Here is an 11864-nt window from a genome sequence, read left to right as displayed (position 1 = left end):
ATATTTGGATTCACTCTATGATAAATCTAAGAGATTCTTTATATTTAGATTCCATTTTTAAAAGCTCTTTTTTTATATCGATATCTGGGGTAAAACCACCGATTCCGTTTTTGGATACAACCCTGTGGCAGGGGATTATAAGAGGTGTGGGGTTTCTCTTCATTGCAAAGCCTACCACTCTTGGATGTGTCCCTGCAACCTGTGCAATCTCAGAGTATGTCTTAGTTTCACCATAAGGAATCACTGAGACGGCCCTATATATTCCGGAATAAGGATATTCGTCAAAGACTGCTATTGATTTATATGGTGAGAAACTGTCTTTTTTTCCGCTCAGGTACTGGCTGAACTGCATGGGTACCACCGACTCCTCTCCGAAGCGCAGAAAAGAGACTTTATGAATTATATTTCCTCCCCATATTACGCCAACTTTCCAGAGACCAAATCTGCAAATTCCTTTTTCTAATTCCATCCGGCAATTCCCGACCTGAATTCATCAATGTTGCATTCCGCAAGTTCCTCCTGCATCCAGTGCGGGAGGCCTTTTTTTACTGACTTATCAAGGAATCGGCTTTCTCCTATAAGAAGAACACCCCTGTCTTCAGGTGTTCTCAAAACCCTGCCAAGGGCCTGCGTGGCTTTATTTATGGCAGGCAGGGTATATGAAAGAAATTCCCCCTCTTTTCCGAATTTATTTTTGAAGTAGTCGTTTATCATTCTCCTTACATCATTGTAAGGAGCGAGTGGAAGTCCGATTACGACCGCACCGTTTAGCATCTCGCCCCTGTAGTCAAGACCCTCACTCCATTTGCCGCCGCATACCCCAAAGATGATGCCTGACCTGCCCACTTCCGGAAGTGACATAAAGACCCTCAGATCGCTGTTTGCCTGGGAAGAGTCCTGTGATTCAATGAATACATCCTTTCTTTTAAGTTTTTTCGGCAGGTCTTTCGTAAACATTTTCAGCATATCATATGAAGGAAAGTAAACTGCAAGGTTTCCTTTAATTGCGGCAAAAGAATTGATATAATCCAGAATCCTTTTGGTATTTTCAGGATCCCTTCTCAGACTGAATGCTGATGTTATGTCGTTTGCGCAGAAGATAAGTCTGTTTTCCTTTGGAAATGCATTTGGAAGTGACAGTGTTTTAATATTCATATCACCGAAGTAAAGCTTTTTATAACTCTCAACCGGAGAAAGCGTTCCGCTTATTAGAATAGATGCAGAATGCATCTTCGCTATTTCAGAAAGGGTTTTTGAAGGGTCTATATTTCTTACTTCAAGAGAGATATCCATAAGATTTTTTTTGTATATTGTCAGGAATGAGTCGTCGCCGGCAGACTGGAGTATCCTTGTAAAAAAGCTGGTAAGATTTTCGACAGGGCTTTCCTTAAAGTCACCTTTTTCCAGCTTTGCTTCGTTTATGGTTTCATTAATTCTTAAAAGATCGTCTGAAATTTCGTCCGTCTTCTGGTAAAGTGTCCCGTTAAGTATGTATTTTGTGAAGATCAGCGGGTCAAACCAGTCCTCCTGTTTGACAGACCTTTTAAGACTGGACATAAAATTCTGGACCTGCGGGATAAGATTCAGGACAGCTTCAACTCCCCCTACGCGACCTCTCATGTGGGACAGTTCGTTCTGCGCCATTTCAAGTGACTGTTCGCTTAATGTAACAGTCTGTATACTCTGGACAGTGTCTCCGCAGTTGTGGGCTTCGTCTATCAGAAGAATCGTATTTTCAGGCTCTACGGATATTGACTGGTACATCTGGTCTCTTATTGTTTCGTCGAAGATATGATAGAAGTTCATCAGAATAACATCTGCATCGCGTGCGGCCTGAAGCATAACTTCATATGGGCATATTTCGTTGCAGACTTCGTGAATTTTTTCAGGGGGGACTATCCTTTTTGATACCTGTTCTGCCTTTACTTTAAGGGTGTTTGACGGGACCATTTTGAGTCCGTCGCTGCCTTCAATATAGATTTTTGACTTAATAAAATAAGGACATAAAAGAGGATGTTCTGCATCCTGTCGTCTTATCTGCGTCTTAAGGACCGGATCATTTGCGGGTATAAGCGACCCTCTGTGGGCGCGTTCACGCATAAGTGACGTTGAGAAGGCCTTTAATCCTTCACACATCCTGTAAATGTCGCCGTCCGCCCCCATCATGCACATCCTGCGTTTTCCGACGAGGTATGCAACCTTAAGGTGCCCTTTTTTCCGTTTGATTAATTCAAGTTCCCTGATAAATGTATTCAGCTGGCTGACTGTTCTTACGGCAACGATTATTTTTCTGCCGTTCGCAGCTGATAAAAGCGCTGACAGGACACTGGATTTACCACTGCCGGTCGGGGCGTCTATCATGCAGATATCATGATTTCTTGCGGCATCTTCTGCCAGATTAAGCATTTCCCTTTGGTGGGGCCTGTATGTTTCGTAAGGAAACCAGTCATCAGAGCAATCCATTACTTACATATTGTATGTGGTTGCATTTTGTAATATCGTACGTATACAGATTTATAAATCGAAATTCCCGGGTGAAATATCATGAAGAAATTATACAGATCAAAGGACGACCGCGTGATAGCAGGAATCTGCGGAGGTCTGGGTAGATCACTGGATGTTGATCCGAATATTCTGAGAATATTATGGGTTTTGTTCTGTTTTGCATATGGACTGGGAATTATTGCTTATATCGTCTCGTGGGTTTTTTTGCCTGAAGAGGAAGAGGCCGGGGTCATTGACGCCGAGTATGTGATAAAGGACAAAGAAGAATAAACTATAAGACAATAAACACTGGAATTAGATTATATTTGTCCGTTATGTGAAAAACAGTATATTTTTTACGTCAGTTTTTCTGTGGCCCTATAAAGCCAAACAGTATTGTTTTAGATTAAAGATGACATATAAATACACACTATGGCAGTTCATCCCATTGACTATCGTTACGGAACGGCTGAGATGCGCAATATCTGGGAGGAAAAGAGCAGATTTGAAGCAATTGTCCGGGCAGAGGTCGCTTTGGCAAAAGCAGAGGCTGACAACGGTTTAATTCCTGAAAAAGCGGCGAAAGAAATATCCGAAAAGGCTGGATACGCTTCACTTGAACGTGCAAAAGAAATTGAAGCCGAAATTAACCATGACATGATGGCAATAGTTAAGTCTGTTACCGAAGTTACGGGGGAGTCAGGGAGGTGGATCCATTACGGGGCAACCTCAAATGATATTCTTGATACGGCGACAGGCCTTCAGGTAAAGGAAAGCCTTTCTTTAATAGAGGAAAAACTAAAAAAACTTCTTTCTCTTCTCCTGAAAAGGGCTGAAGAAAACAAGAAGCTTGTCTGCGCCGGAAGGACGCACGGTCAGATTGGTGTCCCTACAACTTACGGTCTGAGATTTGCGATATGGGCGGCAGAAGTTGCCCGTCATATAGAAAGGTTAGGGGAAGTCCGCCCCAGAGTGGCTGTAGGCCAGATGACCGGAGCCGTCGGAACGCAGGCTTCTCTTGGAAAGAAGGGCCACGACGTTATGATTACAATGATGAACTATCTTGACTTAAGGCCTGTTGACGTATCAAACCAGCTCATTCAGCGCGACAGATATGCAGAATATTTTATGCTCCTTGCAAATATCGCGACGACTCTTGATAAGATGGGTGTTGAGATAAGGATGATGCAGAGGTCTGAGATAGGCGAGATGGAAGAGGCCTTCGGCAAAAATCAGGTCGGGTCTTCGACAATGCCGCACAAAAGAAATCCTATCAAATCAGAACAGGTATGCGGACTCGCAAGAATCGTCAGGTCTTTTGTAGAGCCTGCACTTCTGAACAATACTTTGTGGGATGAAAGGGATCTGACAAATTCATCTACTGAAAGGGTTATATTTCCTGAATCGTCGATTCTTGCGGATCATATTCTTAACGTCATGATAAAAGTGATTGAGGGATTAAAGCTTAACAAGGAAAATATCAGGCGCAACCTGAATATGCTTCACGGGGTTAACATGGCAGAATCGGTGATGATAGAACTTACCAAAAAGGGTATGGAAAGACAGGTCGCCCATGAGATAGTAAGGGTTTCAAGTATGACCGCTCTTGAAACAAAAACATCAGTATCAGAAATCCTCTCTCAGAACACCGATGTTTCAAAATACCTGAAAAAAGATGAAATCGAGTCCCTTCTTCTGCCTGACAACTATATAGGGACTGCCGAGTGGCAGGTGGACAATCTCATTGAAAAACTGCGTCCTGTGACAGCCTGATTCCGTTTGATTAATCCTGTTTAATTTTATTCAGGTATATTTTTTTTATTTTATCAGCCCATTCCCCGATATCGCGCCAGTCCCTGAAGTCTCCTGTTTTTCTCTTATTGAATATCGCATTGATTCTCTTTTTTACCGGGAGGTTTTCAGGTGAGAGTTTTCCCGGAAACATGCCGGTATCAATAAGCTCTATTCTTTTTTCAATGTCATCCGCAATTTTCTTCGCTTCAAGAACTGCCTCATCAGTTTTATCATTCAGTGACATACCTGAAATAAAAAGTGCAGTCATTCTTTTTGAGAGCCAGTTTTTGTGAAGCTCGACAAATTCGATAACTTCGGGAAGCATTTTACCGTCATATATCGGTGATCCGATTATTACAAAAGAATATTCCCTTACGTCATCAACGTCCTGGATATGCTTTACATCTGCCGTGATTCCGTCATCCTGAAATGAGTTTTTTATTGACCATGCAATGTCGGCTGTAGAGCCGTACTTCGTGGAATAAGTAATCAGAACCTTTTTGTCGTTTAAATCCGTTTTTTTCTGCACGTTTTTTTCGGATTTTACAGTATTGACATTTTTCCCGAGGGCTTCTTTATTCTCTTTTTTAACTATATTCGTATCTTTGGGTGCGTTTTTTTTCTGCTGTTTTTCTTTTACGGCGACTGCCGCAAACTTCTCGTCATTTCCGGATTTAGCCCACCCGTATGCCGCAAATCCTGACAGAACTATAATATCGGTTATATACGGAACAGTTTTTTTATTTAGAGTTGTGTTGTCTGTCCCGGACTGCCAGAGCGAAAGGTGCTCCTCCATTGACAGTGTATGGTATTTTGCTACTGATATCGGGACCATATGTTTGTCTTCGAGAAGCCTGACGGCTTCTTTTAAGAGTTCACATTTTATTGCAATATTTCTGTTGTCCTCAGTTTTCAGGTTTATTTCATTTGTTTCCCCGTTAATTTTGAGGATTGTAAACAGCTCTTCCTCTCCTGTCCCGAAAAGCGCCCTGGGGGATGAAAAAATCTCGTTTTCATTCTGAATTATAAAATCCAAAACATTTTTGAAGTTAGTGCTCATATTTGCGGTTCATCCTCTTTTAATTATATGTAGATATAGCTTAAAGATTATTTATTCGTTTAACAAAAAATGTATGATATCCTGAATATCATGGAATTATTTACAGAAATTTAAAGAACCCACGTTTTTGCCAGATAATTTTTTTATGCTTGATTTATAAAGCAGTTTATATGACTGTGGCTTCGGCGTTCTCGTTGAATGGGTTTATTCTTAGAGCAAGCGAGAACAGGTAGGGGTAGCCGGACCTTAAATATTTCATGTACTCAATCCATTCCTCGACAAGGATATTGTAAACCCTGTTTATATCTCCTTCAAGGTGGGATTTGTCTGAATCCGGGCACGCAAGAATATTTTTCCTGTTATGTAGTTCTTCTGCAAGATGAAAAGTAGCCCTCAAAAGTTCGGTAAACTTCTCATGTTCGAGAAGTACGGGGTTTTCAAGAAGTCTTACCAAAAAGTCTTCCTTTTCCATCATAAATTTTTTCAGGGAGCCTATATCAAGAGAATTTATATCAACCTCAAATTTTTGGTCATGAAGCTTTTTTTCGGCATTGTCAAAATTTTCAGGTTTCCAGTCTTTTTTTACAAGGAGTTCTTCCCTTATTTTTTTTATATGCGGGTTATGGTTTGAGAAGCATCTTAGAAGAGAAGTGCCCAGAACACTAAAAAATGTCCCTATTACCATATTCATCTTTTCGAGGCGTTTTTTCTTTTCGCGTGTTTCAAGCATTCTGTGAATTACAAGAGTTACAAGGAGCACTTCTATTGGAAGAAATGCAAGTTCGTGAAGTGCGAAGATGCCTATATGGTGCAGGTCTCCGAATATGAGGTAATGAATGAAATACAAAAATGCCGAGGCTATTATCAGAAGGGACGCAATCATAATTAGCCATTTTTTGTCCTCCACTGCCTCTCACCCCCGGGGTATTTAATTTAAGTATTTCCGGTTTAAACCTTTTTTAATAAAAATGATATAAATATTTATAGTTTTTTAAGGTAATCGCTGTCCAGTTTGTCAACCCATTTGGAAATTTTCCGGTAATTCCTGAAGTCCCCGCACTCCGGTTTTGCAAGGGTGATTATCTGCCTGTCAGGGTCCGTCAGGATACCTGTGTCAAGTTTTCCTGCGAAAAGTCCGGTCTCTTTCGGGTCAACATAGAGTTTGATTTCATCAGTTGCAAAGAGTGCTTTTCTTACTTCGTTCTCGTCAGGTTCATGAAGAGTTATGCCGCATGAGAATACGAAAAGCGGAACTTTATTGAGGTCTGCATTGTGTGCCTGAATAAATTCTCTTGCCTCGGGAAGCCATTTTCCCATCTGGATTGCGCTTCCTGCTATTACAGCGTCATAACCCTCAGTACTTTTTATGGCAGAGAAGTTCTCAGAGTCGGCCTGGTACCCTTTTTCATTAAGATATCCTGCAATTTTTTCTGCAATATCCTTTGTTGAACCGTAACGGGTTGCGTATATCACCAGTATTTTTTTTGCCATTGTGCACCCATGTAAAATAAATCGTTTTTTCTACGAATTGTTATTTAGGTTAAAATTTTCTGATATTTATTAATGCTGTGACTAAATATATACTGTACGCAGTATATAATAAAAGATTATGGGATTCAAAATTTATTTCTGCGGGGGACTTATTTTTCTCGCTTTAACTGTATTCTCACTTTTTACCGCACCAGTCTGTGCGATAACCGTATATTCAGGAGACACAGCTCCATTGTCCGGTGCGGCGTCCGGAACGGATTATGTTTACCTGTTTCTGACAGGCCCTAATCTGCCTTATTCAGGAGTCTCTCTTGATGATATATCATCTTCTGTGCAGACCGGCGACTCCTCGACATTTACACGTGTTAACGTTAGAAATTACAGGTGGAGTTATGACTGGGATACGAGTACGGCCGGAGGAGTACCTGATCCCGGAAACTACATAGTATATGCTGTTAATAACCCCACAGGGAGAGGAGACCTTTCAGATGAAGAATATTCATATATACAGGTGAAAATAGTAAATCCTTCTCTCAGCGCCTCAGCAGGCAGTCAGGGGATCACAACCGTAACAGAGACTACCTGGACACTGACAAATTATTCAACCGAGATACCTTCCGAAACACAGGTGGCTGTTTCATCAGGGGAACAGGGTTATGAATATGAAACGGATCAGACTAGAACTGAAGCTGCAGGTGAAACAGTGAATCCGGATACAGTTCCTCTGCCAGAGCAGACAGAAAAGTCTCCGGTTCCTGTATCTGTAATAATTTCGGCGGTTTTTGCCGTGTGTTTAATTGTTGTGGTAAAAAACGGGCGAAGATAAATATGCATTTATCCTTCCGGTAAAAAACAATAAGAATAATCATTCCAAGAGTAATGTCTGAAAAAGACCTTGAGATCTTTAGAAAAGCAGCACCTGAATATAATATTGATTTATGTCCTTCTTCAGGTGTTGATTTCAGGTCTGTTCTTCCCCCGCTTGCAAATCACATATCAAAAGATGATGAGGATTTCAGGGAAAGGATTCTTAAATTATCAGAGAAAGACTGGAAATACCTGACAGAACTGATTTTAAAAGGTGATGAAAACATAAGCTGTCTTTCAAGAGAGACTCTTTGCTCTGTTATAGAATGCGTACAGAAAAATGTATCAGCTGATGATGCCAGAAGAATTGAAACAATATATGAGCTTTCGTCCTGTGATATGATTTAAAAAAAGAGAATTGCGTGTGTAAATAAAAGCATGCCTTTTTTTGTTCAGATTAATACATCCTGATATTTTATTTTTTATTCTTTTTTGTATGAAAATCCGTTTATGTCACATGAAGCGTTGCAGGCATCTTCATCCGTATCAATAACGCGGTATGCATCTGCAAGTACTGATGACTGTGCAAGTGTTCCTGCAAGGAGAACCACCTCAAGAATCTCATCCTTTGTAGCACCTCTCTTAAGAGCAGCCCTCATGTGATATTCTGTGCAGTGGCGGCAGTTAAGGGCAGCGCCGACTGCAAGGCTTATTAGTTCAACGTATTTCGGGTCAAGCGTGCTTGTTTCGGTTATTGAAGATTTATACAATAGATGCGATAGCAGAACTTCAGGTCTTTCTGCCATTCTCTGAAATATTAGAGGCACTGATCCGTCCTGTTGTTTTACTTTTTCAAGCCACTCCTCACAGCTTTTGGTTTTGCCCTTATCTGCAATCTCACATAGCAGTTTTTCATAATCCATAAGAAGACACCTTTTTATCTGGTATGAATAATGGCAGAGTTATCATAAAAAAGAATCATACCATTATATTTGTCTCAGAGAATGGTTTAATTCTAAGCCATATGTAATTACGCATTCTCGAAGGAAGAATGCGTGCAACATCACCCACTTTGATGCCGCCTTCTATTACTATACTGCGCATATATTCCGCGTAATCATCATATGGTATTTTTATCCTGAGACCTGCTGTCTGGACGGTTATCGGGGTTGGGTGCGTCGACCCCTTTGTGATTTCCATATCTTCATCGATTACGCCCATAAGTCTTGCCGGAGAAACCGATAGCGGGTCTTTTGCAATTTCCTCGCGTAATCTCCCGAGAACAACTGAGATTTCACCGACCAGTTCGTCAAGGTATTCTATCTCACCTTCCTGTTTGTTCATCCTGTGGCCTACTCTTCCTATACCTCCCACATACCCGTCAACAGGAGGGTCGGTTATCTTTTCAAGGGCCTTTTTGTCAGGGCCGCCTGTAAGAATAATTGGTACGTTTATGCCGCGTCTCAGTGCAGGAAGCTTGTGCTTTATGCATTCCTCAAAATTTCCGAGAAGATAAACTGCACAGTCATGTTCGTTTATGACATCCCTTTCTTCAATGTTGAGATTTGCGATGCGCTTTCCAAAACCTCTTGAGAGGCCTACCATATTGGTTTTGGCGCCCGACCTTCTCAGGTATTCGGCGACATCGCAGGAGGTATGCGGGAGGTGATGGATGTCAAGGCTCGGGGAGACGACAGCGATTTCGGTCCCTACAAGCGGGGATTCAAAAATTTCACCTCCAAGTGGTCTGCCTGTTTTAGTAAGGAGGTCTATATCGTCTTTAGGTACAAGGGACTGCAAAATGACATCCTGGGCAATCATATGCTTCTGTATGATATACCCGCCGAGGTCGTCGATAAGGTCAACTATTATGTCATGTTTGTAGACTCCTCCTTTGTAGGTTACAGGTACAAGGGTCATTTTCATGTCTCCTCAAGAAGTTTTTCCCGGTCTGCAATAACTTTGTCCAGAGTGCCGGGAACAAGTGTATTTTCACTTGCAAGGTAGCAGAACCTATCTTTTTCTATGCTTTCCCTTCTCACCCTGAACCCTTCGGGTGCTATCCACTGGAGCGCATATACAAGGTCTTTGTACATAGTGTTGCTCGGATCAAAAACCGTGATGTTTTCTATCTCTTCCACCCCTGCAAGGTCTGCATTTATTGTAACTGTAAACCTGTCAGGCTGAACAACAAAATCACGCCCGTATTTGTCCCACAATATTGTGAGCATCTGGGAAAGATACGTTTCCTCTGCAATATCGAGGACAATATTTCCTTCAGATTCCATGACATTGGAAAAATCCCTTATCTTTACAGGGGGGGGAAGTTTTCTTGTCTTTCCTACAGCCAGAAAGAACGGAAATTCAAGGTCGATTAGGATGTGTATTTTACTGACTATTTTTATGAGGTCAAGGTCCTGGAGGACATCTGATGCTATTCTTTTGTATGACTCCCTGCCTGATTCCTCGGTGCATTCAACCTCAAAATAATCAATTGCCATGGTTACTTTTCTCCGATAAACCCTGATGAAAGGAGAGCTGATCCGACTGAGCCGATATACTGCGAATACGGTGGGACCACTATCTCGGTCTGAAGAAGCCTTCCCATTTCGTTTACAAGTCCCTCTATAAGAGAGGTCCCACCGACCATTATGACCGGCTCTTTTATGTCGACTTCCTGCAGCTGCTGCTCGAATACCTGTTCGGCGACGCTCCTGCATGCGGCTGCTGCGACATCCTCCTTTGAATGTCCTTCGGCAAGGGCATTGACAAGGCTCTGCGTTCCGAATACTATGCAGTAGCTGTTCATAGGGACATTTTTAGACAGGCCTTTCATTGCAAGCGGGCCTAGTTCGGTGATATTTATACCCAGACGCTTTGCAGTCATCTCAAGAAAACGGCCTGAGGCTCCGGCGCAGATGCCGCCCATCGTAAAGGTTCCGGGGATACCGTCCTGAACTGATATGGCCTTGTTGTCCATGCCGCCTATATCTATAACAGTCGCTTCCCCGTGCTGTTTGTCTGCAAGATATACGGCACCTTTGGAGTTGACGGTAAGCTCTTCCTGGATTAGGTCTGCTTTGAATTTGTCGCCTATAAGATATCTGCCGTATCCTGTCGTTCCTATTGCCTCAATATCAGAGATATTCAGTCCGGCTTCTTCAAGTGCGGATTTTACGACAGACTCGGCGCTTTCAACAACACCTGTTGTGGGAGTCCATCCTGTCCCTATAATCTCGTTGTCTTTCATTACGACGGCTTTTGTGGTTGATGATCCGGAATCAATCCCGAGAGTTATTCCGACCTGCTTTTCCCTTGCCAGAAGCGCTCTTCTTCTTGCGATTGTTGTCAACGCCTCCATTCTGGTAAGTAGGGTTCCTGATGTCGTCCTTTCCGTAAAGGAATAGCTTACCACGGGAAGTGTCGAGTTGCTGTGAATGTACCTTCTCAGTTCGTTTCTGACAATCGCAGCCTCAGAGCACCTGAAACATGTCGCAATAAATACAGCATCGGCATCAACAGCACCATCCACAAGCGCTTTCGCCCTTGCTATTGCCAGTTTGAGGTCAGCTGATTTAGCTTCCAGTCCAAATTCCTCATAAGCTTTTTTTATGTCTGCAAGGGCGACGTCAGGGAAGAACATCTCGGCATTGACCATTGCGGCTGCGTCGTAAATCTCTTTCTGCACACCACTGTGTTCAGGTCCGCATGAAAGCTGCGCCACTCTTACAGGCTGGTGTTCTGTCATTTTTTGCCCCCTTTCTTTTTGCCCGGATCATTTTTCTCTGGAAGCCCTGACAGAAACTCCTTTATTTTCTGGACAAATGCAAGCCCTTCATCTTCGTTTGACGGGTACCTGATATCAAGAACTGGAATGTCCTTTCTCTGCCTGACAGAAAATTTTACCAGTTCATTTGTCCTTGCACAGCCCATGCATCCGAAAGCAAGGTCAGCGTCATTTATGATAATGGCGGCCTCAGCTTCTTCGATGAGGGGGCCGAAAAGGGCCATTCTTCCTCTTACCCCTGAAGGAACTTCAACAGCTGCATATTTAAGTCCCTTTTTAGGGTCTTCGGGCGTCATCTGAAGTGGGGGTGAGTCCAGTCCGGGTGTCTGTATCCTCTCGCGGATTGCAATAGCCACACCGAGCGGCTCATGCCCGAATCTTTCAACCATATCGGATAATATCAGGCTTGTTGACGGATATATGAAAACTTTAGACATATCT

At 42.5% G+C, this 11864-nt stretch carries 14 protein-coding genes; 4 read left to right on the top strand and 10 right to left on the bottom strand.

The annotated features are described in order from the left end of the window. Window positions 1-10: 10 nt before the first annotated feature. Complete coding sequence (locus tag J2128_RS04280) at window positions 11-469, bottom strand: MGMT family protein (protein ID WP_209689866.1); 459 nt, start codon at window positions 467-469, stop codon at window positions 11-13. Next, window positions 460-2463: an ATP-dependent DNA helicase gene (locus J2128_RS04275; protein WP_209689865.1), complete on the bottom strand. Its 2004-nt coding sequence runs from the start codon at window positions 2461-2463 to the stop codon at window positions 460-462. Before J2128_RS04275 ends, J2128_RS04280 begins: the two co-directional genes overlap by 10 nt. A gap of 81 nt (window positions 2464-2544) precedes the next feature. On the opposite strand from J2128_RS04275, the gene J2128_RS04270 reads away from it, so the two are divergent. Next, complete coding sequence (locus J2128_RS04270) at window positions 2545-2775, top strand: PspC domain-containing protein (RefSeq protein ID WP_209689864.1); 231 nt, start codon at window positions 2545-2547, stop codon at window positions 2773-2775. Between the two features lie 141 nt (window positions 2776-2916). Further along, window positions 2917-4257 carry an adenylosuccinate lyase gene (purB, locus tag J2128_RS04265; RefSeq protein ID WP_209689863.1) on the top strand — a complete coding sequence of 447 codons (1341 nt, stop codon included), beginning with the start codon at window positions 2917-2919 and terminating at the stop codon, window positions 4255-4257. 10 nt (window positions 4258-4267) lie between these two features. On the opposite strand, the gene J2128_RS04260 is transcribed toward purB, so the two are convergent. From J2128_RS04260 to J2128_RS04250, 3 genes are all read right to left on the bottom strand, one after another. Continuing rightward, on the bottom strand, window positions 4268-5338 hold the full coding sequence (locus tag J2128_RS04260) for a flavodoxin domain-containing protein (protein ID WP_209689862.1): 1071 nt from the start codon (window positions 5336-5338) through the stop codon (window positions 4268-4270). Between the two features lie 166 nt (window positions 5339-5504). Further along, the gene (locus J2128_RS04255; RefSeq protein ID WP_209689861.1) at window positions 5505-6245 is read right to left on the bottom strand and encodes a hypothetical protein; all 741 of its coding nucleotides are present in this window, start codon (window positions 6243-6245) and stop codon (window positions 5505-5507) included. 74 nt (window positions 6246-6319) lie between these two features. Next, window positions 6320-6829, bottom strand: coding sequence for a flavodoxin domain-containing protein (locus J2128_RS04250; protein WP_209689860.1), 510 nt, complete (start codon window positions 6827-6829; stop codon window positions 6320-6322). A 118-nt stretch (window positions 6830-6947) separates the two neighbouring features. Here J2128_RS04250 and J2128_RS04245 point away from each other — a divergent pair, with 118 nt between their 5' ends. Both J2128_RS04245 and J2128_RS04240 read left to right on the top strand, forming a co-directional pair. Continuing rightward, the gene (locus J2128_RS04245) at window positions 6948-7655 is read left to right on the top strand and encodes a hypothetical protein (RefSeq protein ID WP_209689859.1); all 708 of its coding nucleotides are present in this window, start codon (window positions 6948-6950) and stop codon (window positions 7653-7655) included. Window positions 7656-7708: 53 nt separating this feature from the next. Beyond that, window positions 7709-8044, top strand: coding sequence for a hypothetical protein (locus tag J2128_RS04240; RefSeq protein WP_209689858.1), 336 nt, complete (start codon window positions 7709-7711; stop codon window positions 8042-8044). A gap of 74 nt (window positions 8045-8118) precedes the next feature. Here J2128_RS04240 and J2128_RS04235 read toward each other — a convergent pair whose 3' ends face one another. Genes J2128_RS04235 through J2128_RS04215 form a run of 5 tightly spaced genes read right to left on the bottom strand, consistent with a single transcriptional unit; the run spans window position 8119 to window position 11860 of the window. Then, window positions 8119-8559: a carboxymuconolactone decarboxylase family protein gene (locus J2128_RS04235; RefSeq protein WP_209689857.1), complete on the bottom strand. Its 441-nt coding sequence runs from the start codon at window positions 8557-8559 to the stop codon at window positions 8119-8121. A 55-nt stretch (window positions 8560-8614) separates the two neighbouring features. Next, window positions 8615-9556 carry a methanogenesis marker 7 protein gene (locus J2128_RS04230; RefSeq protein ID WP_209689856.1) on the bottom strand — a complete coding sequence of 314 codons (942 nt, stop codon included), beginning with the start codon at window positions 9554-9556 and terminating at the stop codon, window positions 8615-8617. Between the two features lie 2 nt (window positions 9557-9558). Next, entirely contained in the window at window positions 9559-10137 is a 579-nt protein-coding gene (locus tag J2128_RS04225) for a methanogenesis marker 17 protein (RefSeq protein WP_209689855.1), read from the bottom strand. Between the two features lie 2 nt (window positions 10138-10139). Next, window positions 10140-11384, bottom strand: a complete 1245-nt coding sequence (locus J2128_RS04220; RefSeq protein WP_209689854.1) for a methanogenesis marker 15 protein — start codon at window positions 11382-11384, stop codon at window positions 10140-10142. Then, a complete protein-coding gene (locus J2128_RS04215) occupies window positions 11381-11860 on the bottom strand; it encodes a methanogenesis marker 5 protein (RefSeq protein ID WP_209689853.1) in 480 nt (159 codons plus the stop codon). The genes J2128_RS04220 and J2128_RS04215 overlap by 4 nt, the downstream gene beginning before the upstream one ends. Between the last annotated feature and the right edge of the window lie 4 nt (window positions 11861-11864).

The organism is Methanomicrobium sp. W14 (assembly GCF_017875315.1).
Classification (GTDB): domain Archaea; phylum Halobacteriota; class Methanomicrobia; order Methanomicrobiales; family Methanomicrobiaceae; genus Methanomicrobium.
This window is presented reverse-complemented; position numbering and strand designations above follow the sequence as displayed.

Coding starts and splice junctions, on each gene's coding strand:
- purB (WP_209689863.1), top strand. CDS start 2,917: ATGGCAGTTCATCCCATTGACTATCGTTACGGAACGGCTGAGATGCGC.
- J2128_RS04250 (WP_209689860.1), bottom strand. CDS start 6,829: ATGGCAAAAAAAATACTGGTGATATACGCAACCCGTTACGGTTCAACA.
- J2128_RS04230 (WP_209689856.1), bottom strand. CDS start 9,556: ATGACCCTTGTACCTGTAACCTACAAAGGAGGAGTCTACAAACATGAC.
- J2128_RS04245 (WP_209689859.1), top strand. CDS start 6,948: ATGGGATTCAAAATTTATTTCTGCGGGGGACTTATTTTTCTCGCTTTA.
- J2128_RS04280 (WP_209689866.1), bottom strand. CDS start 469: ATGGAATTAGAAAAAGGAATTTGCAGATTTGGTCTCTGGAAAGTTGGC.
- J2128_RS04260 (WP_209689862.1), bottom strand. CDS start 5,338: ATGAGCACTAACTTCAAAAATGTTTTGGATTTTATAATTCAGAATGAA.
- J2128_RS04240 (WP_209689858.1), top strand. CDS start 7,709: ATGTCTGAAAAAGACCTTGAGATCTTTAGAAAAGCAGCACCTGAATAT.
- J2128_RS04270 (WP_209689864.1), top strand. CDS start 2,545: ATGAAGAAATTATACAGATCAAAGGACGACCGCGTGATAGCAGGAATC.
- J2128_RS04275 (WP_209689865.1), bottom strand. CDS start 2,463: ATGGATTGCTCTGATGACTGGTTTCCTTACGAAACATACAGGCCCCAC.
- J2128_RS04235 (WP_209689857.1), bottom strand. CDS start 8,559: ATGGATTATGAAAAACTGCTATGTGAGATTGCAGATAAGGGCAAAACC.
- J2128_RS04225 (WP_209689855.1), bottom strand. CDS start 10,137: ATGGCAATTGATTATTTTGAGGTTGAATGCACCGAGGAATCAGGCAGG.
- J2128_RS04215 (WP_209689853.1), bottom strand. CDS start 11,860: ATGTCTAAAGTTTTCATATATCCGTCAACAAGCCTGATATTATCCGAT.
- J2128_RS04220 (WP_209689854.1), bottom strand. CDS start 11,384: ATGACAGAACACCAGCCTGTAAGAGTGGCGCAGCTTTCATGCGGACCT.